This window comes from Streptomyces sp. NPDC002623 (assembly GCF_053592635.1).
In genome coordinates, this window is sequence record NZ_JBSFWB010000004.1 from 430451 (window position 1) to 456730 (window position 26280).

Annotated in this window: 23 protein-coding genes and 5 tRNA genes; 8 read left to right on the plus strand and 20 right to left on the minus strand. The window is 70.0% G+C overall.

The annotated features are described in order from the left end of the window. Positions 1-173: 173 nt before the first annotated feature. The 6 genes from ACWD4O_RS10040 to ACWD4O_RS10065 all read right to left on the minus strand — a co-directional run bounded on the left by ACWD4O_RS10040 (position 174) and on the right by ACWD4O_RS10065 (position 6451). Positions 174-248 (minus strand) — tRNA-Asp (locus ACWD4O_RS10040). A gap of 94 nt (positions 249-342) precedes the next feature. After that, entirely contained in the window at positions 343-4335 is a 3993-nt protein-coding gene (gene hrpA / locus ACWD4O_RS10045; RefSeq protein WP_451279176.1) for an ATP-dependent RNA helicase HrpA, read from the minus strand. A 129-nt stretch (positions 4336-4464) separates the two neighbouring features. Then, a tRNA-Phe gene (locus ACWD4O_RS10050) sits at positions 4465-4538 on the minus strand. A 24-nt stretch (positions 4539-4562) separates the two neighbouring features. After that, a tRNA-Asp gene (locus ACWD4O_RS10055) sits at positions 4563-4637 on the minus strand. Positions 4638-4675: 38 nt separating this feature from the next. Next, positions 4676-4748 (minus strand) — tRNA-Glu (locus tag ACWD4O_RS10060). An 80-nt stretch (positions 4749-4828) separates the two neighbouring features. Then, complete coding sequence (locus ACWD4O_RS10065) at positions 4829-6451, minus strand: metallophosphoesterase family protein (protein WP_451279178.1); 1623 nt, start codon at positions 6449-6451, stop codon at positions 4829-4831. A gap of 84 nt (positions 6452-6535) precedes the next feature. Between ACWD4O_RS10065 and ACWD4O_RS10070 the strand changes: the two genes are divergently transcribed. The 7 genes from ACWD4O_RS10070 (at position 6536) to ACWD4O_RS10100 (ending at position 15574) form a co-directional block, all read left to right on the plus strand. Continuing rightward, entirely contained in the window at positions 6536-6886 is a 351-nt protein-coding gene (locus ACWD4O_RS10070) for a metallopeptidase family protein (protein WP_451279180.1), read from the plus strand. 107 nt (positions 6887-6993) lie between these two features. Then, on the plus strand, positions 6994-7536 hold the full coding sequence (locus ACWD4O_RS10075) for a hypothetical protein (RefSeq protein ID WP_451279182.1): 543 nt from the start codon (positions 6994-6996) through the stop codon (positions 7534-7536). A 234-nt stretch (positions 7537-7770) separates the two neighbouring features. Then, on the plus strand, positions 7771-9984 hold the full coding sequence (locus ACWD4O_RS10080; protein WP_451279184.1) for a DEAD/DEAH box helicase: 2214 nt from the start codon (positions 7771-7773) through the stop codon (positions 9982-9984). Between the two features lie 164 nt (positions 9985-10148). After that, positions 10149-13241, plus strand: a complete 3093-nt coding sequence (locus ACWD4O_RS10085; RefSeq protein WP_451279186.1) for an FG-GAP-like repeat-containing protein — start codon at positions 10149-10151, stop codon at positions 13239-13241. Between the two features lie 48 nt (positions 13242-13289). Then, on the plus strand, positions 13290-14891 hold the full coding sequence (locus ACWD4O_RS10090) for an amino acid permease (protein WP_451279188.1): 1602 nt from the start codon (positions 13290-13292) through the stop codon (positions 14889-14891). Positions 14892-14983: 92 nt separating this feature from the next. Then, positions 14984-15056, plus strand: a tRNA-Lys gene (locus ACWD4O_RS10095). Between the two features lie 281 nt (positions 15057-15337). After that, a complete protein-coding gene (locus ACWD4O_RS10100) occupies positions 15338-15574 on the plus strand; it encodes a helix-turn-helix domain-containing protein (protein WP_451279190.1) in 237 nt (78 codons plus the stop codon). A gap of 119 nt (positions 15575-15693) precedes the next feature. Here ACWD4O_RS10100 and ACWD4O_RS10105 read toward each other — a convergent pair whose 3' ends face one another. Next, a complete protein-coding gene (locus ACWD4O_RS10105; protein ID WP_451279192.1) occupies positions 15694-15909 on the minus strand; it encodes a hypothetical protein in 216 nt (71 codons plus the stop codon). Positions 15910-16024: 115 nt separating this feature from the next. Beyond that, on the minus strand, positions 16025-16270 hold the full coding sequence (locus tag ACWD4O_RS10110) for a hypothetical protein (RefSeq protein WP_451279194.1): 246 nt from the start codon (positions 16268-16270) through the stop codon (positions 16025-16027). Positions 16271-16369: 99 nt separating this feature from the next. Here ACWD4O_RS10110 and ACWD4O_RS10115 point away from each other — a divergent pair, with 99 nt between their 5' ends. Continuing rightward, entirely contained in the window at positions 16370-17122 is a 753-nt protein-coding gene (locus ACWD4O_RS10115; protein WP_451279196.1) for a GntR family transcriptional regulator, read from the plus strand. Between the two features lie 49 nt (positions 17123-17171). Here ACWD4O_RS10115 and ACWD4O_RS10120 read toward each other — a convergent pair whose 3' ends face one another. The 12 genes from ACWD4O_RS10120 to ACWD4O_RS10175 all read right to left on the minus strand — a co-directional run bounded on the left by ACWD4O_RS10120 (position 17172) and on the right by ACWD4O_RS10175 (position 26250). After that, positions 17172-17441: a hypothetical protein gene (locus ACWD4O_RS10120; RefSeq protein WP_451279198.1), complete on the minus strand. Its 270-nt coding sequence runs from the start codon at positions 17439-17441 to the stop codon at positions 17172-17174. Beyond that, a complete protein-coding gene (locus ACWD4O_RS10125; RefSeq protein WP_451279200.1) occupies positions 17441-17623 on the minus strand; it encodes a hypothetical protein in 183 nt (60 codons plus the stop codon). The genes ACWD4O_RS10120 and ACWD4O_RS10125 overlap by 1 nt, the downstream gene beginning before the upstream one ends. A 30-nt stretch (positions 17624-17653) precedes the next feature. Next, positions 17654-18598: a hypothetical protein gene (locus ACWD4O_RS10130; protein WP_451279202.1), complete on the minus strand. Its 945-nt coding sequence runs from the start codon at positions 18596-18598 to the stop codon at positions 17654-17656. A gap of 68 nt (positions 18599-18666) precedes the next feature. After that, positions 18667-18921 carry a hypothetical protein gene (locus ACWD4O_RS10135; RefSeq protein WP_451279204.1) on the minus strand — a complete coding sequence of 85 codons (255 nt, stop codon included), beginning with the start codon at positions 18919-18921 and terminating at the stop codon, positions 18667-18669. Positions 18922-18931: 10 nt separating this feature from the next. Then, positions 18932-19444, minus strand: a complete 513-nt coding sequence (locus tag ACWD4O_RS10140; protein WP_451279206.1) for a hypothetical protein — start codon at positions 19442-19444, stop codon at positions 18932-18934. Positions 19445-19454: 10 nt separating this feature from the next. Then, on the minus strand, positions 19455-22253 hold the full coding sequence (locus ACWD4O_RS10145) for a hypothetical protein (RefSeq protein WP_451279208.1): 2799 nt from the start codon (positions 22251-22253) through the stop codon (positions 19455-19457). Positions 22254-22259: 6 nt separating this feature from the next. Continuing rightward, positions 22260-24245 carry a phage tail tape measure protein gene (locus ACWD4O_RS10150; protein ID WP_451279210.1) on the minus strand — a complete coding sequence of 662 codons (1986 nt, stop codon included), beginning with the start codon at positions 24243-24245 and terminating at the stop codon, positions 22260-22262. 1 nt (position 24246) lies between these two features. Next, the gene (locus ACWD4O_RS10155) at positions 24247-24552 is read right to left on the minus strand and encodes a hypothetical protein (protein WP_451279212.1); all 306 of its coding nucleotides are present in this window, start codon (positions 24550-24552) and stop codon (positions 24247-24249) included. 50 nt (positions 24553-24602) lie between these two features. Then, entirely contained in the window at positions 24603-25010 is a 408-nt protein-coding gene (locus ACWD4O_RS10160) for a hypothetical protein (RefSeq protein WP_358809283.1), read from the minus strand. A 23-nt stretch (positions 25011-25033) separates the two neighbouring features. Then, a complete protein-coding gene (locus tag ACWD4O_RS10165; protein ID WP_451279214.1) occupies positions 25034-25465 on the minus strand; it encodes a phage tail tube protein in 432 nt (143 codons plus the stop codon). A gap of 27 nt (positions 25466-25492) precedes the next feature. Beyond that, entirely contained in the window at positions 25493-25912 is a 420-nt protein-coding gene (locus tag ACWD4O_RS10170) for a DUF3168 domain-containing protein (RefSeq protein ID WP_451279355.1), read from the minus strand. Between the two features lie 2 nt (positions 25913-25914). Then, a complete protein-coding gene (locus ACWD4O_RS10175) occupies positions 25915-26250 on the minus strand; it encodes an HK97 gp10 family phage protein (protein ID WP_451279216.1) in 336 nt (111 codons plus the stop codon). Positions 26251-26280: the final 30 nt, after the last annotated feature.

Below are 26280 nucleotides of genomic sequence, written 5' to 3' on the forward strand. Positions count from 1 at the left end.
GGGCTCCGCGAGGAACGGGCCCTGAGTTCTGGAGTACCGGCGGAATGTGACGCCGTCAAGAGACAGGCGGACAACCAGAAGAGCCCGGATCCGAAGATCCGGGCTCTCACTGTGTTGTGGTCGTGCAGAGGGCCCGCCTCCCCAGCCGGGATGCGAGCCCTCTGTGTTCACTGCGGTCCTGACGGGATTTGAACCCGCGGCCTCCACCTTGACAGGGTGGCGAGCACTCCAAACTGCTCCACAGGACCTTGCTCTGCGGCACTTGATGTTGCGCTGTGCTGCGAGAAGGACTGTACAGGAGGGTGAGCCCGGTGGTCGAACTCACCCTCTGTGGCGGTGTCGTTACGGGGCGGCCGCGTCGATCGCCTTCACGATCCGCTTGTCGGAGACCGGGTACGCCGTGCCCAGCGCGTGGGCGAAATAGCTGACCCGGAGCTCCTCGAGCATCCAGCGGATGTCCAGGACCTGCTGCGGAACGGGCCGGCCCGGCGGCAGTTGCTCCAGCAGCCACGCGTACTCGTCCTGCATCTCGTGGACCTTCTCCATGCGGCTGGTGTCCCGCTGCACGCCCGTCGGCATCTGCTGCAGCCGGCGGTCCGCGGCCACCAGGTAGCGCATCAGGTCGGGGAGGCGGCGGATCCCCGCCCAGGTCACGAAGCCGGGCTTCACCAGGGCGTCCAGCTGGCCGCGGACGTCCGCCAGGTTCGCGAGCAGCACAGGGCTGCGGACGCCCTTCAGGCGGCGCTCACAGGCCTGCCAGGCCGCCAGCACCTGCTGGACCGCCCCGACCGTCCGCACGGTCGTGTCGACGATCTCCGCGCGCACCTTGTCGTAGAGCTTGCGGTACGACTCCTCGTCCCACACCGGACCACCGAAGTCGGCGATCAGCCGGTCCGCCGCCGCCATCGCGCAGTCGTCGAACAGAGCCTGGATCGAGCCGTGCGGATTCGCGGACAGCGCGAGCTTCTGGGGGTTCGTCAACTTCTCGGATGCGAACTTTGCCGGGTTCACCGGGATGTTGCGCAGGATGAGCCGGCGCGTGCCCTTCCACATCGCCTCGGCCTGCTCCGCCTCCGTGTCGAAGAGGCGTACGGAGACCGTGTCGCCGTCGTCCACGAGCGCCGGGTACGCCTTCACCGGCTGGCCGGCGCGGCGGGTCTCGAAGACGCGGGTGAGCGTGCCGATCGTCCAGTCCGTCAGGCCCGAACGCTCCAGGGACTCGCCGCCCTGCCGTTCGGCGATGGCCGCGGCGGCCTGCGAGATGGCCTGCCTCGCCTTCGGTTTCAGCCGGAGCTTCAGGGCCTCCAGGTCCTTGTCCTCGGCGAGATTGCGCCGCCGCTCGTCCACGATCCGGAAGGTGATCTTCAGGTGGTCGGGGAGCCTCGACCAGTCGAAGTCGTCCGCCTCGAACGGGACGCCGACCATGCGCTTCAGATCGCGGGCCATCGCGGTGGTGAGCGGCTCCTGCAGGGGGACCGCCTGATCCAGGAAGCGCTGCGCGAAGTTGGGCGCCGGCACGTAGTTGCGGCGGATCGGCTTCGGCAGGGAACGGATCAGCTCCGTGACGACCTCCGCCCGCAGACCCGGGATCTGCCAGTCGAAGCCCTCGTCCGTGACCTGGTTGAGGACCTGGAGCGGGATGTGGACGGTCACACCGTCCGCGTCCGCGCCCGGCTCGAACTGGTACGTGACCCGGAACTTCAGCTGACCCTGCCGCCAGGAGTCCGGGTAGTCGGCCTTGGTGACCGCCTCCGCCGACTCCCGGATGAGCATCTCCCGCTCGAAGTCGAGGAAGTCGGGCTGCTCGTGCCGCTTGTGCTTCCACCAGGAGTCGAAGTGCGCGCCGGACACCACGTGTTCGGGCACCCGCTGGTCGTAGAAGTCGAACAGCGTCTCGTCGTCGACCACGATGTCCCGGCGCCGGGCCCGGTTCTCCAGCTCCTCGACCTCGCTGAGCAGCCGGCGGTTGTCCGAGAAGAACTTGTGGTGCGTGCGCCAGTCGCCCTCGACCAGCGCGTTGCGGATGAACAGGGCCCGGGAGGTCTCCGGGTCGATCCGGCCGTAGTTGACCTTCCGCTGGGCGATGATCGGCACGCCGTAGAGCGTGACCTTCTCGTCCGCCATCACGGCCGCCTGGTCCTTCTCCCAGTGCGGCTCGCTGTACGTCCGCTTCAGGAGGTGCCCGGCGAGCGGCTCGACCCACTCCGGCTCGATCTTCGCGTTGACGCGCGCCCAGAGCCGGCTCGTCTCCACCAGCTCGGCGGACATCACGAAGCGCGGCTGCTTCTTGAAGAGGGAGGAGCCCGGGAAGATCGCGAACTTGGCGCTCCGCGCGCCCAGGTACTCGTTCTTGTTGCCGTCCTTCACATCCTTCATGCCGATGTGCGACAGCAGCCCGGCGAGGAGCGAGACATGCACACTCTGCTCGGGCGCGTCCTCCTCGTTCAGATGGATGCCCATCTGCTTGGCGACCGTGCGCAGCTGCGCGTAGATGTCCTGCCACTCGCGGATCCGCAGGAAGTTCAGGTACTCCTGCTTGCACATCCGGCGGAAGGACGACGAGCCGCGCTCCCGCTGCTGCTCGCGGATGTACCGCCACAGGTTGAGATACGCGAGGAAGTCGCTGGTCTCGTCCTTGAAACGGGCGTGCTGCTGGTCGGCCTGCGTCTGCTTGTCGGCGGGGCGCTCGCGCGGGTCCTGGATGGACAGCGCGGCCGCTATGACCATGACCTCGCGTACACAGCCGTTCTTGTCGGCCTCCAGGACCATCCGGGCCAGCCGGGGGTCGACGGGCAGCTGGGCCAGCTTGCGACCGGTTGGCGTGAGCCGCTTGCGCGGGTCCTTCTCGGTGGGGTCCAGCGCGTGCAGCTCCTGGAGCAGCTGCACGCCGTCGCGGATGTTGCGGTGGTCCGGGGGATCGATGAACGGGAACTTCTCGATCTCGCCGAGGCCGGCCGCGGTCATCTGCAGGATGACGCTCGCCAGGTTCGTCCGCAGGATCTCCGCGTCCGTGAACTCCGGACGGGCGACGAAGTCGTCCTCGTCGTAGAGCCGGATGCAGATGCCGTCGCTGGTACGGCCGCAGCGGCCCTTGCGCTGGTTGGCGCTCGCCTGCGAGATCGGCTCGATGGGCAGACGCTGCACCTTGGTGCGGTGGCTGTAGCGGCTGATGCGGGCGAAGCCGGGGTCGATGACGTACTTGATGCCCGGGACGGTCAGGGAGGTCTCGGCCACGTTGGTCGCCAGAACGATCCTGCGACCCGTGTGCGGCTGGAACACCCGGTGCTGCTCGGCGTGCGAGAGCCGGGCATAGAGGGGCAGCACCTCCGTGCCCTGCCGATTAGCGCCTCCGGCGCGGGGGTACTGCCTCTTCTCCAGCGCGTCCGCCGTGTCCCGGATCTCCCGCTCGCCGGAGAGGAAGACCAGGATGTCGCCCTTGCCCTCGGCCTGGAGCTCCTCGACGGCATCGCAGATCGCGGTGATCTGGTCGCGGTCGGAGTCCTCGGAGTCCTCTTCGAGGAGCGGCCGGTAGCGGACCTCCACCGGGTACGTCCGCCCGCTGACCTCGACGATCGGCGCCTCGCCGAAGTGCCGGGAGAAACGCTCCGGGTCGATCGTCGCGGAGGTGATGATGACCTTGAGATCGGGGCGGCGGGGCAGCAGCTGGGCGAGATAGCCCAGCAGGAAGTCGATGTTGAGGGACCGCTCGTGCGCCTCGTCGATGATGATCGTGTCGTAGGCGCGCAGCTCGCGGTCGGTCTGGATCTCCGCGAGGAGGATGCCGTCCGTCATCAGCTTCACGAAGGTGGCGTCCGGGTTCACCTGGTCGGTGAACCGCACCTTCCAGCCGACGGCCTCGCCGAGGGGCGTGGCGAGTTCCTCCGCGACGCGCTCGGCGACGGTGCGCGCGGCGATACGACGGGGCTGGGTGTGCCCGATCATGCCGCGGACGCCACGCCCCAGTTCGAGACAGATCTTGGGGATCTGGGTGGTCTTGCCGGACCCGGTCTCACCGGCGACGATGACGACCTGGTGATCACGGATGGCGGCCGCGATCTCGTCCTTCTTCTGGCTGACCGGAAGCTGCTCCGGGTACGACACGGCGGGCACACGTCCGCGCCGCAGCGTCATCCGCTCCTCGACCTGCGTGACCTCCGCCTCGATCTCGGCGAGGACGGCGGCACGGGCCTCCGGCTTGCGGATCTTGCGCGCGCCTTCGAGCCTGCGCCCGAGCCGGTGCGCGTCGCGCAGGGACAGCTCGGCGAGGCGGGGGGCGATGGCGCCGAAGGCGGGGGTGCCCGGAGCAGAGGCGCCGGGGGCGGGGTGCGTAGACATACGCGATCCAGGATCTCATCCCGGCGAATTTCATGGCGAACCCTTTTGCGTGGGAGCTTGCCCACGAGTGCGCGGGAGCTTGCCCACGAGCGCAAAAAGGCCCCGATCCGAAGATCGGGGCCTTGGTTGTGGCTGGGGCCGGGGTCGAACCGGCGACCTATCGCTTTTCAGGCGATCGCTCGTACCAACTGAGCTACCCAGCCACGAGGTTTCACGTGAAACCTCAGCGGTCCTGACGGGATTTGAACCCGCGGCCTCCACCTTGACAGGGTGGCGAGCACTCCAAACTGCTCCACAGGACCTTGCTGTTGTGTACGACAGTGTCGCACACGGTGTTGCGTGCCCCCAACGGGATTCGAACCCGTGCTACCGCCTTGAAAGGGCGGCGTCCTAGGCCGCTAGACGATGAGGGCTATCGGCCCGCCTGGGCGCTTCGCAGCGCGTCGGGGACGTCATGAGCATATGGGATGGCGGGGGGTATCGCCAAAACGGTTTACGGGGCCGTCCCGGAAGGGGTTCGGGCGGGCGTCCCGGAGGGGCTGACGGGCGTGCCGGAGGGCGTGCCGGGGGAGGGGCTCGGGGTGGGGCTGGGCGTGGGACTCGGGGACGGGGCGGCGCCCGGTTGGTTCTCCTTCGGGAGGTGGCGGCTGACCTCGGCCGTCGTCAGACCGAGGCCGCCGAGTTTGATCTCGTCCCAGGCCTGGAGGCGGCGGGTGTCGCGGTCGAAGTAGAGGATCGACGCCTCGATGGGGTCCGGGTACTTGCCCTCGACGGCCCGCAGACCGCTGCCGCCCGTGGAGCCCTCGACGCGCAGCCGGGTGCCGTTCTTCATGACCTCCATCTCCTCGTGGTGGAGATGGCCGGCCAGGACGAGGGGCACCTCGCCGTCGGTGCCGCGGGCGGCGGAGGGCTCGTGGGCGACGGCCACGTCGACCGGGGTGCCGGCGGACCGCTGGGCGCGCAGGGACCGGGCCAGACGGGCGCCCGCCGCCTCCTGGGTCTCGGCGGCGCCGGGTTCGGTGGAGCGGTCGGGGGTGAACTGGGGGTCGCCGATGCCCGCGAAGCGCAGCCCGGCGACGGTGACCGCGCGGCCGTCGTCGAGGACGTGCACGTTCTTCATGCCCTCCAGGTAGCGCTGGGTGACGAGGGAGTCATGGTTGCCCCGGACCCACACGTACGGCGCGCCCAGGGTGGCGACGGGGTCCAGGAAGCCGTTCTCCGCCGCGCTCCCGTGGTCCATGGTGTCGCCGGAGTCGACGATCACGTTGACCTTGTACTGCTCGACGAGCGAGTCGATGATCTTCCAGCTCGCGGGGTTCAGATGGATGTCGGAGACATGCAGGACGCGGACGGTCGTCGGGTCCGGCTGGTAGGTGGGGAGGGTGGAGGTGGCGTCGTAGAGCTTGGTCACGTTGGTGACCAGGCGGGCGAGTTCCTGCTGGTAGACGTCGAACTCGGTGACGATGCTGCGCGCGTTGCCCACCAGGGAGGGCGCCGAGGACAGCAGGCCCGAGAACCGGGGTTCCAGCACCGAGTTGGGGTTCCAGGTGGCGTACGCGGTCGCGCCCGAGGCGGTCAGCAGGGCGAGGGCGAGGCCGCCGGCGGCGAGGGCGCGGCGGGGGCGGCGGTAGACGGCGAGGCCGAGGGCGGTGGCGCCGGAGACGACGGCGACGCAGGAGCGCAGCGCGAGGTCCAGGGTGCCGTGCTCGACGTCGCGGGCGACCTCGGCCTGGAGGCCGGAGAGGCGCTCGGGGTGGTCGACCAGGGCCTCGGCGCGGACCGGGTCGAGCTGGTCGACGTTCACATCGAGGCGGACCGGGGCGATGTGGCTGTCCAGGGTGAGCGCGCCCAGCGGGGAGACGTTGATCTTCGTGCCGCCGGTGACGGACGGGCGCAGCGTCATCGTCGTGTCCATGGGGCCGACGGAGACCCGGACGTTCCCGACGACCAGCAGGCCCAGCCAGGCGCCGGCGAGGACCACGGCGGTCAGGCCGAGGGCGCGCGCCCAGGGGTTGGGCCGGGCGGCGAGTTCGGGGGTGGTGCGTCGGCGGGCGGGGCGGTGGGTGGAGCGCCGGAGGCGGTCCAGGAGTGCGGCGGGGACGCGGACGCGGGCCATTGGTGCCGTATGCCCCGGTGTGGGTGCGGGTATGCGGACGGTTCACACCCTTCACGCGGGGGTGTCGTGCCCGACAATGGGCCTGTGCTGGAGATGACGCGCGAGGAGTTCGAGGAACTGGTCGCCGAGTCGCTGGACCGGATTCCGCCGGAGCTGACGCGGCTGATGGACAACGTCGCGGTGTTCGTCGAGGACGAGCCGCCGGCGGACGATCCCGAGCTGCTCGGGCTCTACGAGGGGACCCCGCTGACGGATCGCGGCGAGTGGTACGCGGGGGTGCTGCCGGACCGGATCACGATCTACCGGGGGCCGACGCTGCGGATGTGCGCGACACGGGAGGAAGTGGTCGCCGAGACCGAGGTGACGGTGGTGCACGAGATCGCCCACCACTTCGGCATCGACGACGCGCGGCTGCACGCCCTCGGCTACGGCTGAGCCGTCCGGCAGGGGGCGTGTGCCCCGCGCGTGCCCGGCGCGTGTCTTCTTGCGGGCGGCGGGAGTTGGACACGTCGACTCCTTGCGTCTGCCCCGGAGGTGGCCCCGTGCGCCCCTTGTACGTACCCGTTCGTCTGGCCGTGACGGCTCTGGCCGTCGCCGCGGCCGCCGGCTGTATGAGCGTGGGGGACGGAGAGGGCGGCCGGGCCAAGCCCTCGCACTCGGCGGGCCGGCACGGCGGTGAGGCGCCGGACGGGGGTTCGGCGGGCGCCGGCGGCGGGTTCGGGATGGGCGCGGCGGGCGGTGACGGCAAGCACGGGCACGGCAAGGGCGACAAGGGCAGGGCGAGCGCATCGGCGTCCGGCTCGGCCTCGCCCTCGGCGGGCCGGAGCGCGCCGGCCTCGCCGGGGGCCGTGAAGCCCGCGCCGAGCGATCAGCCGGGGGCGCCGACGCCGACCAGGGCGCAGCCGTCCGTGCCCGCGCATTCGCCGGACCCGGAGCCGCCCGCGCCCACGCCGGAGCCGCCGTCGCCCACGCCGGAGCCGCCGGTCGCCGAACCGTCGTCGTCGGCGCACGAGGAGGGCGGGGGGACGGTGCCGCAGCTGGTGGAGCGGGAGCCCGCCCCGGAGGCCGGTTCGCCGGCCGTCTAGGCGACGGCCGGGAGGCCGCTGAGCTGCGATGATGGGGGTCAGTTTGCCTTCGGTGGCCAGGGTGCGTATCTTGGTAGATCGTTTGATCCCATTTGCCCGGCGCCACCGCAGAGCGCGCCGTGTGGCGCGTTCTCTCCCTTACCGTGGCTGACCGCATAGAGGCGGTCGTAATGCAATGCGAACACGGAGTTGACGGGCGCGTGCCGAAGAGACTCCGGAAGGTTTCGCATCAGCATGTCCATTTCCAGTACTGATCACGCCGTCGTGCCCGAGAACAACGACGAGGCGATCGAGATCGCGCAGAGCGTCGAGGCCGTCGAGGCCGAGTCCGCCGAGCCGACCGTCACGTTCGCCGACCTCGGGCTGCCCGAGGGCGTCGTGCGCAAGCTCTCGCAGAACGGCGTGACCACCCCCTTCCCGATCCAGGCGGCGACCATCCCGGACGCCCTGGTCGGCAAGGACATCCTCGGCCGCGGCCGCACCGGCTCCGGCAAGACCCTCTCCTTCGGTCTGCCGACCCTGACCCGGCTCTCCGGCGGTCACACCGAGAAGAAGAAGCCCCGCGCGGTCATCCTGACCCCGACCCGTGAGCTCGCGATGCAGGTCGCGGACGCCCTTCAGCCGTACGGCGACGTGCTCGGCCTGAAGATCAAGGTCGTCTGCGGCGGTACGTCCATGAGCAACCAGATGTACGCCCTGGAGCGCGGCGTCGACGTCCTCGTCGCCACCCCGGGCCGACTGCGCGACATCATCAACCGGGGCGCCTGCTCCCTGGAGAACGTCGAGGTCGCCGTCCTCGACGAGGCCGACCAGATGTCCGACCTGGGCTTCCTGCCCGAGGTCACCGAGCTGCTCGACCAGGTCCCCGAGGGCGGCCAGCGCATGCTCTTCTCCGCGACCATGGAGAACGAGATCGGCACGCTGGTCAAGCGCTACCTGAAGAACCCGGTCAGCCACGAGGTCGACAGCGCCCAGGGCAACGTCACGACCATGACGCACCACGTCCTCGTCGTGAAGCCGAAGGACAAGGCGCCGGTCACGGCCGCCATCGCCGCCCGCAAGGGCCGCACGATCATCTTCGTCCGCACCCAGCTGGGCGCCGACCGCATCGCCGAGCAGCTCGTCGAGGCCGGCGTGAAGGCGGACGCGCTGCACGGCGGCATGACGCAGGGCGCCCGTACCCGCGTGCTCGCCGACTTCAAGGACGGCTACGTCAACGCGCTGGTCGCCACCGACGTCGCCGCCCGCGGCATCCACGTCGACGGCATCGACCTGGTCCTGAACGTGGACCCGGCCGGCGACCACAAGGACTACCTGCACCGCTCGGGCCGTACCGCCCGCGCCGGTCGCTCGGGCGTCGTGGTCTCCCTGGCCCTGCCGCACCAGCGCCGCCAGATCTTCCGTCTGATGGAGGACGCGGGCGTCGACGCCTCGCGTCACATCGTGGGCGGTGCGGGCGTGTTCGAGCCGGAGGTCGCCGAGATCACCGGTGCGCGTTCGCTGACCGAGGTCCAGGCCGACTCCGCGAACAACGCCGCCAAGCAGGCCGAGCGTGAGGTCGCCGATCTCACCAAGCAGCTGGAGCGCCTGACGCGCCGCGCCACCGAGCTGCGCGAGGAGGCCGACCGTCTGGTCGCCCGTTCCGCGCGTGAGCGGGGCGAGGACCCGGAGGCCGCGGTCGCCGAGGTGACGGAGGCCGCCGTGGCCGAGGTCGCCGAGGCCGTGGTGGCGTCCGAGCCGGTCGTCCAGGAGCGCCGCGAGGAGCGCCCGGCGTTCCGCGACGAGCGGGGCAACTACGAGCGCCGTGACCGTGGCGGCGACCGGGGCGACCGTGGCGGCTTCCGCCGCGACGACCGTGGTGGCCGTTCCTTCGAGCGTCGTGACAACGACCGTCCGTCCGGTGGCTTCCGCCGTGACAACGACCGTCCGTCGGGCGGCTTCCGCCGCGACAACGACCGTCCCTCCGGTGGTTTCCGTCGTGACGACCGCCCGTCGGGTGGCTTCAACCGCGACGACCGTCGTGACGACCGTGGTGGCCGTTCGTTCGAGCGTCGTGACAACGACCGTCCGTCCGGTGGCTTCCGCCGCGACAACGACCGTCCCTCCGGTGGTTTCCGTCGTGACGACCGCCCGTCGGGTGGCTTCAACCGCGACGACCGTCGTGACGACCGTGGTGGCCGTTCGTTCGAGCGTCGTGACAACGACCGTCCGTCCGGTGGCTTCCGCCGCGACGACCGCCCGTCCGGCGGTCACCGTGGCAGCGACCGTCCGTTCAACCGCGACCGTCGCGACGACCGCCCCGCGGGCGGCTTCCGCTCGGGCAGCAGCGACCGCCCGTACGGCCGTCGTGACGACCACCGTGGCGGCGACCACCGCGGCACCGGTTCGACCGGCGGCTCCTCCTTCGGCCGCCGTGACGACAAGCCGCGCTGGAAGCGCAACGGCTGACCCGAGCTCAGCTGACTGAACGCCGTGGCCCCCACCGAACTCCGGTGGGGGCCACGGCGTTTCGGTTGTACGATCAACCGACTTGTGAGGCGGATGTGAAGGCCGGGGGGCCGTGGACGCCAGAACGGCGTCCAGCCCGTCTCCGTTCCCGGGGAGGGAATCTCTTGGCTCGCCATGTCTCCGTGCGCCTGCGTCTCATCACCGCATCCGCCGTCCTGACGGTCGGCCTGACCCCACTGCTCCCGTCGACCGCGGTCGCGGACACGGCGGTGGAGACGGTGGTGCCGGCGACTCAGAGCGGCGCGTACACAGGGGCTGCGCTGTACGGCGCCTCGGCCTACGGCGGTCATGACGGCGCCGGCCCCCAGGGCGTGTTCCACAATCTGGAAGGCTCCGGGCTGGTCTGGACACGGTATGCGGACGGCACGTCCGTCAAGGTGGTCCACCCGACCGGCTACACCAGCTACAGCACGGCGGGCGGCGACGTCCTCGTCTACCGCTACGCCGGGGACCGCGTCGACCTCTGGAACGCGGCGGACGGCAGCACCCGTACGATCCGCATCCCCGAGGGGCTGTCGCTGGTCACCGCCTACAGCGATCTGGTGGTCGCCTACCGGCCGGTGAAGGACGAGAACGGGACGACAGTCCAGCGCGAGATGCACCTGCTGTTCCCGGAAGCCGACGGCAGCACGCGGGACGTTCCGGTGACCCAGGTGCCCGAGGGGTACCTGCTCGGTCAGCCCAAGGGCGGGGACGCCGACGGGCTGCTGTTCGTCGCTGGACGGGCGGGCGGACCGTACCTGTGGGTCATGGTCGACCGACGGACCGGAGAGGTGCGGGACTCGACCCCGCCGCGCGCGGAGCTCTACGCGCACGCGGTGGTCTCCGCCGACCATGTGGTGCTGTTCGACGTGGGCGACCCCACGGTCCACGTGTTCTCCCGTTCCGACCTGTCCGCCGCCCCGGTCGAGGTCACGCTGGACAGCGGCAGCACGAACGTTCCGGGGGATCTCGCGGTGGTGGGCGACTGGCTGGTGACCCGGCCCGGTACGTCGGCGGTGACCGCCAAATCCGTCGCGGGCGGCCCGTCCAGAACCCTGCTGCCCGCGTCGCAGCCCGGCATCGCCGGTGCCTCCGACGGCAGCGCCGTTGTCGTGGGCCGCACCGGCGCCGCGCCGGACGACTGGGGCATTCAGCGCATCCAGCCGGGCCCGGACGGCAGCCCGGTCGTCACCCGGGTCAAGCCCCTGCCCAAGCTGCCGCGCAAGATCCAGGGGATCTCGCTGGACCAGGGCAAGCTCGTCGTGGCCGATACCGACGATGCCCTCGTCCGCGACACCTATGGGCGGACCGTCGCCGTGACCGGGACACCGACGTTCGGGGCGCGGTCATTGTTCGACGGGACCCAGACGCGGCTGAGCTCGTGCGCGGTGACAGACGTCGGCTGCTCGCAGCTCTTCGGCACCGCCGACGGGCGGACCGCCTGGCTGCAACGCGAATCGGAGCAGGAAGACCGGATCAGGGTCAACGGGCCGGGGGACGACGACTACTGGCAGCACATCGTCCCCGCCGGAGGCCGGATCACCGATGTCTCCGGCGAGTACCTGATCTACACCACGGCTGACCAGCAGTACGTCTACAAGCTGGACAGCAACGCGGCCCCGGCCGTCACGCGCGTCGCCGGCGCCGCCGCGCTCGCGGGTGACGTCCTGTGGACTGTGGGCGAGAGCCCCGGCACGGTGACCGCGTATGACCTGACGGCGAAGAAGAACATCGAGACCCTCGCCATCGACGCCGGCTGCACCCCCACCGAACTCCAGGCGCTGGGCCGCTGGCTGTACTGGACGTGCGAAGGCCGGGCCGGTGTCTACGACCGTACGGCGAAGAAGTCCGTGCCGGTGCCGGCCGACGAGGCCAAGCTCGGTGACGGGTACGTCGTCACCCATGACAAGCAGGCCGGGAAGCTGACGCTGACGACGGTCGCGGACGGCACACCCGTCGGCCGGGCCATCGGCGACCTGCCCGACACGGGCGTCTCGCAGCGGGACGTGCGCTGGACGGTCGACGAGTCCGGCGCGAACGCGGCCTATGTGGACGGCGCGGAGCAGGTGCACCTCGTGCCGTCCGGCGTTGTCCAGCAGCCCTTGCGCATGCTGGGCGCAGTGCAGAATGCGTCGATGGTCGACACGGGCCTGACCGATCCGGCCTTCTACCCCCTGACCACCGTGCTGTTGTCGAAGCCGGCCGCGAGCCGGCAGCTCACGGTCCGCGACAAGGCGACCGGCAAGGTCGTCGACAGCGAGGACGGCGGCCCCGCGCGCGGCGAGCTGAAGGTCGGGTGGGACGGCGTCAACGGCGCGAAGGTCCTTCCCAACGGCTCGTACACCTGGACGTTGTCGGTCACGCCGGCGGATGGTGTGGGTGCTCCCCTGGTGACACAGGGGACGGTTCAGCTGGTGCACGGCAGTGCGGTGCACCACGACTTCGTGGGCGGCTCGTGGGGGTCGCCGGACGGCGTCGGGGACCTGCTCACCCTCAGTTCCTCGGGTGCGCTGACCTACCACCGGGGCACGGGCAACGGCACGTTCGTCACGGACGTCAGCAGGACGGGCTGGGCCACGACGATCAAGGCGGTCCCGGTGGGAGACTTGAGCGGCGACCGCTGCAACGACGTCCTGGTCCGGCTGAGCAGCGGTGCGCTGCGGTTGTACAAGCCGGGCTGCAACGGGTTTCTGGCGCCCTCGACGTCGTACACCACCCTCGGGACCAGCGGCTGGAACCAGTTCGACGTCCTGACCTCGACCGGTGACGTCAGCGGGGACGGGCGGCCCGATCTGATCGCCCGTAACGCGGCGACGGGTGCGGTGTACCTGTACAAGGGCACGAGTGCGGGGAGGCTGGCGACCGGTGTGAAGCTGTACGCCAACTGGAAGACGTACAAGAAGGTCGTCGGGGCCGGGGATCTCAACGGGGACGGGGTCGGGGACCTGCTCGCGCAGGACAAGGCGAACAACCTGTTCCGGTTCTACGGCACCGGGAAGGGCACCTTCGGCCCTGGCGTGAAGCTGTACGCCAACTGGGGCGCTCCGTACGACGTGGTCGTCGGCGTCGGCGACATCACCGGGGACGGCAAGGCGGATCTGGTCGCGCGGGACACGGCGGGTGTGCTGTACCGGGTTCCGGGGAACGGGACGGGGTCCTTCAGCTCGCGGGTGAAGATCGGCGCCGGCTGGCAGGGCTACAAGGGTATTTTCTAGCCAAGTTGTGATGCATGTCACGCCCCCGGTGAGGGAATTGCTGGGGGCATGACAGATGACGGCATAGTGAGTGGGCGGTCTCCCGGGAATCTCTCGGATCCCTCGGGGCTCTCGGATCCCTCGGGGCTCTCGGATTCCTCGGGGCTCTCGGAGCTCTCGGACGAAGAGCGGCTGGCCCAGCTCGGTTACACGCAGGTTCTCGCCCGCCGTATGTCGGCGTTCTCCAACTACGCGGTCTCCTTCACGATCATCTCGGTCCTGTCGGGCTGTCTGACGCTGTACCTGTTCGGCATGAACACGGGCGGCCCCGCGGTGATCACCTGGGGCTGGGTGGTCGTCGGCCTGATGACGCTCTTCGTGGGCCTGGCGATGGCCGAGATCTGCTCGGCGTACCCGACGTCGGCGGGCCTGTACTTCTGGGCGCACCGGCTGGCGCCCCCGCGATCGGCGGCGGCCTGGGCCTGGTTCACGGGCTGGTTCAACGTGCTGGGGCAGGTCGCGGTGACCGCCGGCATCGACTTCGGGGCCGCGTCCTTCCTCGGCGCGTATCTGAACCTCCAGTTCGACTTCGAGGTGACACCCGAGCGGACGGTCCTGCTCTTCGCCGGGATCCTGGTGCTGCACGGCCTGCTGAACACCTTCGGGGTGCGGATCGTCGCCCTGCTCAACAGCGTGAGCGTGTGGTGGCACGTGCTGGGCGTGGGTGTCATCGTCGGGGCGCTGGCCTTCGTCCCCGACAAGCATCAGTCGACGTCCTTCGTGTTCGGCGAGTTCGTCAACAACACGGGCTGGGGCAGCGGTGTGTACGTCGTCCTGCTCGGCCTGCTCATGGCCCAGTACACCTTCACCGGCTACGACGCCTCCGCCCATATGACGGAGGAGACGCACGACGCGTCCACGGCCGGTCCGAAGGGCATCGTGCGGTCCATCTGGACCTCCTGGATCGCCGGCTTCGTCCTGCTGCTCGGCTTCACCTACGCCATCCAGTCCTACAGCGGCGCCCTCGAGTCCCCGACCGGCGCGCCGCCCGCCCAGATCCTGCTCGACGCGCTCGGCGCGACCGCCGGAAAGCTGCTGTTGCTGGTGGTGATCGGGGCCCAGCTGTTCTGCGGGATGGCGTCGGTGACGGCCAACAGCCGCATGATCTACGCGTTCTCGCGCGACGGCGCACTCCCCTACTCGCACCTCTGGCACACGGTCAGCCCGCGCACCCGCACACCCGTCGCGGCGGTCTGGCTGGCGGCGGGCGGCGCGCTGGTGCTCGGGCTGCCCTATCTGATCAACGTGACCGCGTACGCGGCCGTCACCTCCATCGCCGTCATCGGCCTCTACATCGCCTACGTCGTCCCGACACTGCTGCGCATCCGCAAGGGCGAGGCCTTCGAGCGCGGGCCGTGGCACCTGGGCCGCTGGTCGAAGGCGATCGGCGTGGTGTCGGTGGCCTGGGTGGCCGTCATCACGGTCCTGTTCATGCTGCCCCAGGTCTCGCCGGTCACCTGGGAGACCTTCAACTACGCCCCGGTCGCCGTCCTGGTCGTCCTGGGCTTCGCGGGGGTGTGGTGGCAGGTCTCGGCCCGGGAGTGGTTCCTCAACCCCCTGCACGAACGGACGCTGGCCCGGGAGGCGGCGAGAACGCAGAAGACCCTGTAACCGACTCCGGCGCGGCCGTGTCTCCGATACCCGATCGGAGAGACGGCCAGGTCCGGCTATGCTCGGGGAGGCAACATCACGCAACACCGCGTGGGCCCTTAGCTCAATTGGCAGAGCAGTGGACTTTTAATCCATTGGTTGTGGGTTCGAGTCCCACAGGGCCTACCGAAACGCCCCCAGCTCAGAGGTACTTCGAGCCGGGGGCGCGTCCGTTTTGCGGGGCCTTCATGATCACGAGCTGGCCCGTCGCTGGCCCGAAGGGACGCGCGGGCAAGAGCACGGGCGGCCACCCCTGGGGGTGACCGCCCGGCCCCGCCTCGGCGCCCTCTCCGGGACCTCCCGGCCCCAACGCCTCAGCGGGTCTGTGGTGGCCCGCGTCCTTCAAGATCACCAGATTTAGGGTCGACCCTAATCACAGCCGATCATGCCACCGAGAGCGTGGACGGGTGCCGCGCCCCACCCCGCCCGACGACCGGGTCATCGCCCGCCGCCGCGCTGTGGGAGAGCAGATCCGCCGCGTCCGCCTCCACCACGACCTGAGCCAACGCCAGGTGTGCGAGCGGACCGGGATCGACATGGCGACGTACAGCCGGATCGAGCAGGGACATTCCTCGCCTCTGCTGGACACGCTCATCCGCATCGCTGACGCGATCGGCTGCTCGCTCGCGGACCTTGTCCGGTGAGTGGCCCGTCGCCGGCGCACGGGGGCACGCGCGACGACGGGCCTGCGGCCGCCTGGTGTGGGGCTCCGGGGCGGCCGCCGTCCTCGCCTGCGGGATCGTCGGCGTCGCAGGCGAGGTGGTCAGCGGGACCGCGGTATCACGACGGTGCGCGGCGGCTTGCAGTCCCAGGCGTGCGTGTACGTGCTCGGCCGGGCGGCCGACATCGAGTCGGGAATGACCGTCGTGTACCGCTCGTCGCTACGGATCGGCTGGCCGCAGCGCTCGCAGCGCTTCACCGCCGGGCCGCCCGTCGCGCCCGGCTCCACGCCAGGAGGAGCGCCGTCGACTCTTCGCACGGCTTCGGAGGGAAGGCTTTGCAGCGCACGCACTCCACCAGGGAGTGGTGCGACAGGCGTCGGTATGCCTCGTCCACTCGGGACAGGGCGATATGCCTGCCCGCAGTCACAGCGCTCATGGGGACACCTCGTGGTTGTCGACTCGGGCCCAGATCTCCGGCGTGCCGCTCGCGCTGCTGCTGCCCCAGGCGTCCGCCGTGCGCAGGATCTCGATGGCCTTACGCCACCGCTCCCAGTCCGCCGCGTCCGGCGCGGCCGCGCTGATGCGGGTACCACGCTGGAGAGGGACGAGGTCCACCTGCCCACCGAGGGCGTCCTGGAGAGCAGCCCGTAAATCGGCTGCGCGCTGGCTGGTCGGCACGACGAAATACCTGCTCTCGTGCGAGAGACTGACTCTCGTACGAGAGTAGACCGAGGATCACTACTCTGTCACGTAAGTCACACAGAGAGGAGGCGGACAGTGAGCGAGACACCGCTGTACCTGCGCGTCGCCGAAGAGCTGCGTACTCGCATCGAGTCCGGTGAGCTTGTGCCAGGCACCCGCCTCCCGTCCGTGGCTGAGATCTCCCGGCAGTACGGCGGCAGCAACTCCGTGGCCACCGGCGCGTACAAGCTGCTCGTCGACGATGGGCTGGTCGTCTCACGGCACGGCGCCGGCCACTACGTCCGTAGCCCGGACTCACCCGAGGTGCTCGTCCGCCAGCACCGGCACCGCAGCGAGGACTCACCGTTCGCTGAGGGGGCCGCGAAGCAGGGCGCGGTCGGCACATGGCGGCACGAGTCCACCACCGAGCAGGCCAGCGACACCGTGGCTGGCCGCCTCGGCGTCGCTCCGGGCGAGGCCGTCATGCGCACCTCGTACACCTACCTTGCCGACGACCAACCCGTGCAGCTCGCCGAGTCGTGGGAGCCGCTCGCCCTCACCGGCCAATCCCTCATCGCGCTGCCCGAGGTCGGTCCGTACGCCGGGGTCGGCGTCGCCGCCCGCATGCGCGTCATCAGCATCGAAGTCGGTGACCCCGTCGAGCGCGTCCGTGCGCGGATGGCCACACGGCAGGAGGCGCAGGCGCTCGGCATGACGCCGCCCGGTCCGGTCCTCGCGGTTGAGCGGACGTACTACGACCAGGCCACCGGCCGCGCGGTGGAGACCGCGGACATCGTGATGCGCGGCGACCGGTGGGTGAGCGTGTACGGGCAGCAGCCTGCTCGCTGACCCCGGACATGCCGAAGCGGCCCCGCCCTCCGAAGAGGACGGGGCCGCATCAGCGTGCGAAGAGGGAGACGGCGCCCGTTGCTGCGCCCGCGAGTCCGGCGAGGACGCCGATCGTGGGTAGTGGCCAGCGGGCGCGTTCGAGGGTGCGCAGCCGGGTCTCGTGGTCGGCGACATCCTTGCCGAGATCGGTGAGCCCCTGGCCGATGCCGTCGAGCTTCGTCTCCACTCGGGTCAGACCATCGCTCAGGGATCTCAACTCCTGGTACATCTGGGCCGAGCTGATGTAGACGCCCGCCGGGTCCGGGGCCGGGCCACCCATCAGGCTGCCGTGGACGACTTGTTGGGCACGGCGTAGGTGATGCCCCACGCGCCGAGGACGGCGAGCACGATGGTGACGCCCTCGCCGGTGGAGAGCGCGCCGTCCTGTACGGCGGTGACCGCGGCGGTCGCGCCGGCCGCGACCCCGGCGACGATGGACTTGGCGATGCTGGAGATCTTCATGACGGGTCTCGTTTCTGCTGGGGCGGATGGTCAGTCAGCGAGGCGTGCAGCGAGCAGGTCGGCGACCTTGGCGGCGAGGGCGTCCAGGTCGACGCCGCCGACGGCGAGGCTGTCGACCTTCGTCTTGACCTCGGCGACGTCCGCCGCCAGGGCGCGCGTCGCCTTGAGGGTGAGGCCGAGGAAACTGGACACCGCCCACTCCACCGTCGGGTCGTCCGGTGACTTCGCGCCGTTCGCGCCCGTCACGACCTGCCGGCCGATGGCCTTGATCTCGGCGTCCGTGAGCGCCATGTCTTCCTCCTGGGTGGGTGTGGTGGCGCCCTTGGCGAGGGCGATGACGCGGGCGAAGTTCATGGAGCCCGGGTCGCCGTGGTCGTTCTCGGGGACGTGCTGGTGTCCGCACCAGCCCTTGAAGGCCTGCCACTTGGCGGCCGTCATGCGGGCGGGGCTGGCCCCGTAGGAGGCTGGGGTGACGCCGGGGCGGCGGGTGTCCTTGCCGTAGGCCAGCCAGTCGGCGACGCAGGTGAGCGGTACGCCGTGGTTGGTGTTCAGCCAGCGCACGAGCCAGGCGACTTCGGCGAGTGCCCAGTCGGGGGCGGTCGGCCAGTGCAGGTAGTCGACGCCGGCCTTGGCGCTGCCCCAGCTGGTCTTCTTGGAGTCGTCGCAGGTGCCGACGAGTTCGATCTGGAAGGCGTTCGCCGTGTTCGTCTCGACGCCGCCGAGCTTGTTGGCGAGGGCGCGGGCGGACTCGTCGACGTCGTAATGCTGGTGCCAGCGCACCTTCTTCGCGGCGAAGTCGGGGACCCCGGTCACGGTCGGGGCGATGGATCCGCCGTTGTAGTCGGGCAGGGTCCGCCCTTCGGTGGTGTGGACGACGCCGCAGTTCACCTCCATGTCGGAGCCGGAGTACTGGCCCGTTCCGTAGAAGCGCGCCAGGGAAGCACCGGGAATCTTCTGGGGGCCCGTCTTGGCCATGAGCCCTCCTCAGGGCACGAGAAAAGCCCCAGCCGGAAGGCGCGGGGCGTGGTGGGAGTGGCGGGCGGTCAGGGCAGCGGTGCGTATCTGGCTTCGAGGTCAGCGGTGGGGTAGGTGCCGAGGTACATGTACTGGCCGCCGCCGAGCGCGCGGCGGATCACCCAGTCGCCCAGGTACACCTGGGGGTCGTTGTTGCCGTCGACCAGGCGCAGGAGCTGGCCGTCGTCGCTGAGGACCGTGGTGTTGTCGAGGAACTCGGTGGCGATGAACTGGCCGTTGGTGCCGTCGTACTGGATGGTCTCGAGCCGGTCGGTGATGAACACGAAAATCCCTTCAGGCGATGCGGCGGAGCTCCATCCACGAGTCGGCCTCGAAGACGCTGGCGGTCGCGTTGGAGACGGTCTGGGCCCAGTCGACGGAGAAGATCCCGGCGTTGGCTGCGGTGATCAGGCGTCCTGCGCCGTGGCTGATCTGGGCTGCGGCGGTGGACGGGGTGGAGTACTGGGTCTCCACGTTGTACGAGATGCGGGTGCTGGTGCGGAGGTCGCCGTCCGTCGCCGACGCGCCGGCGAGGCGTCCGGTGACGCCGTAGGAGCCGGTGGATCCGGCGGGGGTGGTGAACTGGATGTCCATGTCGGCGGCGGCGAGCCCGGAGATCCTGAAGAAGAAGTGCAGGAGGTAGTCGGCGTTCGCCTCGACCGCGAGCTGCAGGTCGGGGTCGGGACTGATGGCGATCGTCGAGGCCCGGGAGGTGAGGGCAGGCTTCGCGGCGTGCAGGGGCAGCATGCTGGTCAGGAGGTCGGCGGTGGCCCTCTGCCCGGCGTACAGGTTCGGCCATACGGCCATGGCAGGCTCCTCACAAGGGCAGGTAGGCGGGCAGCGCGGCCTGTACGTCGGCGCCCGTGCTGTGGGTGGCGATCACGCCGTTGACGGATCTGACGACGGTGAACGTCTGGCTGTTGGTGGTCCCGGTGCAGGCCGTCGCCCTCATGACCTCTCCGGTGGGGCCGCCGACGCGGAGGTCCAGGGGGTAGACGTCGGGGTAGGTGGCCGAGTCCGCCCACCGGCGGGCGCCGGTCGTGGTGACGTCGACGGCAGTCTCGGTGGCGTCGAGGTCCTCGGCGAGTTCGCAGCCGCCGGTGTCGAGGCGGCCGTGGGCGGTGCTGCCCAGGACGAGGGCGGTCCAGGGCGCGGCCGGCACGCAGTTGAAGGTGATCTTCCATTCCTCGGGCCCGGCGGTCTCGGTGTAGCCCTGGACCAGGACGTCGACGTCGTCGGGCCCGTGGTCGTCGGGCAGGCGGGTCAGCCGCAGCATGTCCCCGGAGTCGACGCGCAGGATGTCGTCGATCATCTGGTGGACGCGCGGGTTGGCGAGGTCGAGGGTGATGCGGGCGTAGCGGACGCCGTCGTAGGTGCCCAGGTGTACGCGCATGGAGGCGACGTGGCCGGCCTGGTCGTCGGTGGCGAGGCTGTAGGTGTACTCGTTGTCGTAGCGGCCGGTGCCGTCGGGGAAGTCGAGGACCGACATGGGCCCGGATTCGAGGACCTGCCGGGCGGGGAGCGAGCCGTACTCCCGTCGCACCGAGACGTCGTTCTCGGTGAGCTTGTCGTCGTCCACGGGCCTGAACGGGGCGGAGATGAGGCCGGCGCTGAAGTCGAGGACGAGGGCGGGGGGCTGGTTCCACAGGGTGGAGTGCCCCCGGTGGATCAGCTCGTTGCGGTCGCGGGCCTCGGGCAGGTACCCGAAGTTGGTGCGGTTCGCCTCGTTGAGGAGTTCGAGGGTCTTCTTCTGCCCCTGGATTCCCATGAGCTCTTGAAAGGCGATGTCGCCGGAGACGGTCGCTGTGTATCCGGCCTCGGCGGCCAGGCGTTTGACGCGGGATCCCGCGCGCTCTCCGGCGAAACCGGTCAGGGCGCTGTACATGTTCGCGGCCGAGGGCCCCGTGCCGTCCCACAGCGTGAAGAAGCCGAAGCCGCGTTCGGTCATGGTCTGCCCGGCGACGGTCAGCGAGCCCCAGCCCAGACGCATGAGACGCGGGGCCTTGATGACGATGGACGCGATGGTGCCGCTGCCGATCAGCTGCCCGTCCGCGTACACGGACCACGCGGTGTCGGTGGTCTGCGGGTCCATGGTGATGCGGACGTGGTGGGGGTTCTCGTCGTAGATCGACACGGTCGTGGCGGCCATGACGAGGGAGGCGGACGACGCGCTCTCGCCCACCATGTTGAGGGTGAGCGTCAGCGTGTCGCCGTTGCCGTCGAAGATCAGGGTGAACTCGGCCTGGTTGTCGGTGTCCGTGCGCGCGCCGGCGTCGAGGATCTCGAACACCCCGGCCGACTCGTTGCCTCCTCCTCGCAGGAAGAAGTCGATCGACCAGGCGGCGGTGGTGCCCGCCGTGACGGGGCACTCGCCCTGAATCGAGCCGGTCACGTCGGGCAGGATCTGGATGACGGGCTCGATCCACGGGGCGAGGCTGCCCTTGCCGAAGACGCCCCGGGTGTCGATCGACCGGATGATCTGCGTCATCGGCTTGCCGCCGACGAGGGACCTTCCGACCGTCGACTGCTCGCCGTCGGTGAGGGGCCAGCACTCGACCGGGTTGTTCGCCTTGATGAAACGCAGCAGGGCGGAGTCGACCGGCTTGTTGCCGGCGTCCATGCGGCGGGTGACGCCGGTGGGAGTGATGCTGACGTAGGCGTCGTTGCCGGACAGGTCGCGGGACGGCGGCCAGGCGGGCACCTCGCCGACCATGCGGACGTGCTTGTTCGTCAGCGTGGCCCCGGCCGTCGCCTTGGTCCACACGAACCCGCCGGAGGTGAACGAGCTGGCCCCGGGGGCGGCGTCCTGCGTCGTCATGCGCAGGACGGTGGTCCCGCCGATCCCTGACAGGAGCCTCAGGGCGTAGGCCTTGCCGGTCATCGCGGGCAGGGCGATGCCTGTCATGTCGCCCAGTTCGATGGGGGCCGCGGCGGCGAACACGGCCGTGGCGGCGCCGGTGAGCGGGGTGCCCAGGAGGTCCCATTCTTCGTCGTCGACGGTGCGGCCGGTGTAGAAGCGGAGCTCGTAGCTGCCTGCGCCGTTGTCGACGTCGAGGGTGACGCGGATGGCGAGGCGCTGCCCGTTGTAGGCGGTCACCGGGAGGCTGGAGAACCGGGTGACCAGGGTGGCCGATCCGGTCGGCGACCAGTGGAAGGCGATCTGTCCGGTCCCTCCCAGGTACATGCCCCAGCTGCGCTGGTTTCCGGTGGCCAGGTAGCGGGCGGCGAGGTTCTGCTGTTGGACCCAGTTGTCCAGGGCGATCTCGATGCGCAGGTCGACGTCGGTGACGTTGAAGGCGGTTTGGCTCGGCGTGGTGATCTCGTTGCCGTCCGTGCCGTCGAGGGCGACCCACGGGGAGCCGGTCCTGTAGCCGAGACGGAACGGCGTGTTGCGGCCGATCTTGTTCCGCAGCGGCGAGCGCCAGTTGCGGGGTGCGTAGAGGCCGTCGGGACTGTTCAGCTCGCACTCGCACTGCGTCGGCTCGGCGGCCGAGGCGGACTCCGCCGACAGCCCGCGCGTGATGACGACCGAGGACGTCCGGCGCAGGCCGCTGGCGGGGTTCCATGCGCCGTCGTAGAACAGCTCGGCCCACATGTCCGGCGGCAGGCTGACCATCTCACCTCACCCTTCGACGAACTTGACGATGTCGCCGCCCGCAGTGATGCGCACGGACTCCTGGAAGAACTCGCGGAACAGCCGGGGGCCGCCCCGCAGTTCCATCGCGAGCGGCCCGGCCGGCTGGACCTTGCCTGTCGAGGCGGCCGCGTAGGGCTGGCTGAGGAGCTGCTCCAGCCGCGACAGGGGCAGCACAGCCTCGCGCTCGCTGCCTTCGCCGATCATCGCCAGGGTCGGGCCGGTGGTGATGCCGCCGTCGGCGAGGTAGGGGATGTCCGGCGTGGACAGGGTGAGGCGGGGGATGTCGACGCCCATGAAGCTGCCGCCGCCGATGGAGAACGACAGCCCGTTCCACGAGCTGATGATGTTGTTGATCGCGCCGCGGAACGCGCGCGGGATGCCGTCCCACATTCCGCGCACGGCTCCGCTGATGCGGCCCGGGATCCCGGTGATGAACGAGACCATGCTGTTCCAGTAGCCCTTGACCTTCGCCCACATGCCGCTGGCGCCGCCCGCGATCGCGTTCCACACGGCCGACAGCTGTGGCTTCAGCGTGCCGGTGAACCAGTTCGCGACCGCGCTGACGGTGTTCTTGACGGCGTTCCATCCTGCTTGCAGGGCGGGTACGACGGTGCCGGTCCACCAGTCCGAGACGGCCTTCGCCGCGGCTTTGATCGCTCCCCAGGCGACCGTCCAGGCCTGCTGGAACGCCTTGGTCTGGGTGGCGATGTAGAAGATCGCGGCGACCATCGCGACGATCGCCACGATGATCCAGGTGATGGGGTTCGCGAGCATCGCCGAGTTCATCGCCCACTGTGCGGCCGCCGCGATGGCGAGGCCGGCGGCCAGCGAGAGGACGATCGGCACGAGCGCCTTGACCAGGCCAGGCTGCTTGGCGAACAGCCCGGACACCGCGGTCAGGACGGGCAGCAGCGCCATGCCCAGGGTCGTGGTCACGGTCCGCATGACGGAGTCCCACTGCTGTGCGGGCGAGTCGGCCATGCCGTCGGTGACCTTCTTGGCGGCCCCAGCCGCGGCGTCCATGCCGCTTGCGGCGGCCGCCGTCTGGGGGTTCATGGCCAGCAGCGCGTCGGCTGCCTCGCCGGCCATGTCGCCGAACAGCGCCACCTCGAGCTGGGCCCGCTTGGCAGGGTCCTTCACGCCACGCAGGGCGTCGAGGGTCGTGGTGAGCGCTGCCGCGGCGGGCTTGCCACCCTTGGCGATGTCGGCGAGCAGCGACTTCGAGTCCAGACCCAAGGCTTTGAAGCCGTCCGATGCCCTCTTGGTCTCCTCGGAGGTGATGCGGGCGAACTCGTGCAGCACGTCGGCGGCCTGGTCGATGTCCTTGCCACCCGCCTGCACGAACTGGGACATCATCCCGAACGCCGTCTCAGCGTCCAGGCCGATCCGCTTGAAGTGGGTGCCGTACTCGGTGACGATCGCCGGGATGTCCGCGGCCATCGACGCAGGCAGCGTCTGCGCCGCCTTGGTCAGCACATCGAACGCCTCGATCCCGTCCTCGACCAGGCCCTGCTTGATGAGCGCCCCCGCGGCGTTGGCCGCCTCGGGAATGTCCATCCCGAACTTCGTCTCGAGCGCGGTCGCGCTCTTGGTCATGTCCTTCAGCTCGGCGTCGGTGAAGTCGCCGACCTTGCCCATCGCGCCGATCACCGCGCCCATGGCGTCCGCGACGCCTCCCACCGACTCGCCGAACCCGGCGGAGAACACCTCGCCAGAGAGATGTCCCGCGCGTTCGGCCTCCTCCTGGGTCAGGCCGAAGCCCTGCTCGAGCGTCGTGATGGCCGACGAGATGTCCATGGCGGACTCCAGGCCCACGGCGAACGCGCCGCCGAGCCCGGCGGCGGCCGCAGTGCCCACCGTGGCGAGCCCGTTGAGACGGCCCTCGATGCCCGCTGCGCCCTCGTCGACCTCGCCCTGCGCCTCGGACATGTCGACGCCGAGGCGCACCAGCACCTCGTCCAGAACAGCCACGTCAGGTCTCCTTCCGGTCGCGGCGCCCGCGTCGGCGGGTGCGCCGGTCGTCGTCCTGCTCGAACTGCTGCTGGAAGCCCTGGACGATGCCGAGGATCTCCCGGCCGCTGCGGGCCGGCCGGTCCGCACGGGACCAGAGCATGAGGTGGTCGCGCAGCCGAGGCGTCGCGCCCTTCCGCATGTGCGGGGCGGTCACGTCCATGCCCAGGCGTGCCAGGAGGACGTCCCAGCGGCGCGGGGTGACGGGCCCGTAGAGGTTCTGCCAGGCGACCAGGTGCACGATCTGCTCATCGCTGAACCGCTCCATCACCTCGTCGGGCGGGATCTGGTAGGCGATGGACAGGTCGTACAGCAGCCTCAGCTCTGGTCGCCGTCGGAGTTTCCCTCGGCGTCCCGGACCTTCTGCTCGAAGTCCCGGTCCTCGCCGGACAGGTGACGGACGAGCTTGAACAGCCCGTCGACCATGCCCGAGCTCTTCTCGCTGAGGATGGCGATGCCCTCGCGCAGGTCGGCGAAGACGAGCTTGCCGGTGTCCGGGTCGTACAGGGCCTTGGCGACGATCTCGGCGCGGTTGGACTTCACCTGCATTTCGGCGCCGCTGCGGCCTTCCTGGAAGCGCAGCTTGTTCAGCTTGTTCTGGTAGGCCTCCCACTCCCCGGACGGCAGGCCGTGGACGTCGACGGTGACGCCCCACTCGGGGATCTCCACGTCCGGCTGGGTCTTGATGTCCTGCGCGGCGCGGATGGCGTCCTTGATGCTGCTCACGGCAGTACTCCTAGGGGTGATCGTCAGCCGGTGGCCGTGAGGGTGGGCTTTCCGGAGATCTTGAAGGTGACCTCGCGGCCCATCTTGTCGTCGAGGGGGAACTCGTCGCTGATGTTGCTGATGCCGGCGGAGAAGTTCCAGGTGTGCTCGTCGTCGTCGCCGGGCAGCATGACGAGCTGGTAGTCCCGCAGCTCGTCCTCTTCGAAGTCGGCGTCCAGGTCCTGGTGGGTGGTCTCGCCCGGGCGGTAGTTGATGGTGGCGGTCACCTCCCCGCCGTCCTTCATGCCCTTGACGAACTCCCGGTAGTTGTCCGGGCTGTCGTGCGCGGACACGTCGATCATGTTGCGGGACCGGGAAGGGCCCGACAGGTCCTCGACGGACGCGATCGGCACGAAGACGCCGCCGCCGGTGGAGTCCCGCTTGAGCAGTGTCCCGGTTGCGTCCTCACCAGCCATGGCGGGTCACATCCTCTCTGTCGTCGTTCACGGGCTGACCTGCGTCAGGACCCGGAAGCTGATGGGTACGTGCCGGATGTCGCCCGGCGGCTCGGGGTCGGTGATCGTCTGCTGCGACACGTAGTAGGTGGCCACGTGCCGGTGCCCGGCGACGGTGAGGGGCCGGTGCTCGAGGAGCGCCCGCACCCGGGCGGCGATCTGCAGGGCCTGGCGGTAGCCGCGGTACTTCGACCACACGTGCAGCGTGATCACACAGTTGGAGCCGTGGCTGTCGTGGGTGTTGTCCGGGGTCTCGACGGCCTCGCCGATGACGATGTACGGGTACGGCTGGTTCTCCTTGACCCAGTCGAAGACGCCCTGGACCAGGGACACCAGCGTGCCGTCCGCCTTCAGCGCGGCAAGCACGGCGTCCTGGACGGGCAGGACGGCGGAGTCGGAGACGGGCATGCTCACAGGCGGCTCCTCACCTCGTCCTTGAGCCGCTGCACCAGCTGCGTGCCGGCACGCTCCAGCGCGGGAATCAGCGTGGGGTTGGCGGGGATACGGCGGGAGCCGCGCTCGTGGACCATGGCGTAGAGGTCGTCCCGGTCGCGCCAGCCGACCTCCACCTGCAGCCCGTCCTTCTGGTACTTGGGCTCGACGCTGCTGCGCATATTGCCGGAGTCGACGCGCACGTTGCGGCGCACGTCGGCCACCATGAGCCCGGCCGAGTTCTCGACCTCCGCCTTGGCGGCCGCCTCCAGCTGCGGCACCACCTCCTGCAGACGGCGCTGCAAACGGTCCATGCCGACGATCTCCACGCGTGCCCTTCGGCG

Bases quoted from the DNA above. Each gene is read 5' to 3' on its own strand.
- ACWD4O_RS10175 (WP_451279216.1), bottom strand. From the start codon at position 26,250: ATGGACCGTTTGCAGCGCCGTCTGCAGGAGGTGGTGCCGCAGCTGGAG.
- ACWD4O_RS10145 (WP_451279208.1), bottom strand. From the start codon at position 22,253: ATGGTCAGCCTGCCGCCGGACATGTGGGCCGAGCTGTTCTACGACGGC.
- ACWD4O_RS10125 (WP_451279200.1), bottom strand. From the start codon at position 17,623: ATGAAGATCTCCAGCATCGCCAAGTCCATCGTCGCCGGGGTCGCGGCC.
- ACWD4O_RS10130 (WP_451279202.1), bottom strand. From the start codon at position 18,598: ATGGCCAAGACGGGCCCCCAGAAGATTCCCGGTGCTTCCCTGGCGCGC.
- ACWD4O_RS10155 (WP_451279212.1), bottom strand. From the start codon at position 24,552: ATGGAGCGGTTCAGCGATGAGCAGATCGTGCACCTGGTCGCCTGGCAG.
- hrpA (WP_451279176.1), bottom strand. From the start codon at position 4,335: ATGTCTACGCACCCCGCCCCCGGCGCCTCTGCTCCGGGCACCCCCGCC.
- ACWD4O_RS10165 (WP_451279214.1), bottom strand. From the start codon at position 25,465: ATGGCTGGTGAGGACGCAACCGGGACACTGCTCAAGCGGGACTCCACC.
- ACWD4O_RS10170 (WP_451279355.1), bottom strand. From the start codon at position 25,912: ATGCCCGTCTCCGACTCCGCCGTCCTGCCCGTCCAGGACGCCGTGCTT.
- ACWD4O_RS10140 (WP_451279206.1), bottom strand. From the start codon at position 19,444: ATGGCCGTATGGCCGAACCTGTACGCCGGGCAGAGGGCCACCGCCGAC.
- ACWD4O_RS10090 (WP_451279188.1), top strand. From the start codon at position 13,290: ATGACAGATGACGGCATAGTGAGTGGGCGGTCTCCCGGGAATCTCTCG.
- ACWD4O_RS10080 (WP_451279184.1), top strand. From the start codon at position 7,771: ATGTCCATTTCCAGTACTGATCACGCCGTCGTGCCCGAGAACAACGAC.
- ACWD4O_RS10065 (WP_451279178.1), bottom strand. From the start codon at position 6,451: ATGGCCCGCGTCCGCGTCCCCGCCGCACTCCTGGACCGCCTCCGGCGC.
- ACWD4O_RS10120 (WP_451279198.1), bottom strand. From the start codon at position 17,441: ATGGGTGGCCCGGCCCCGGACCCGGCGGGCGTCTACATCAGCTCGGCC.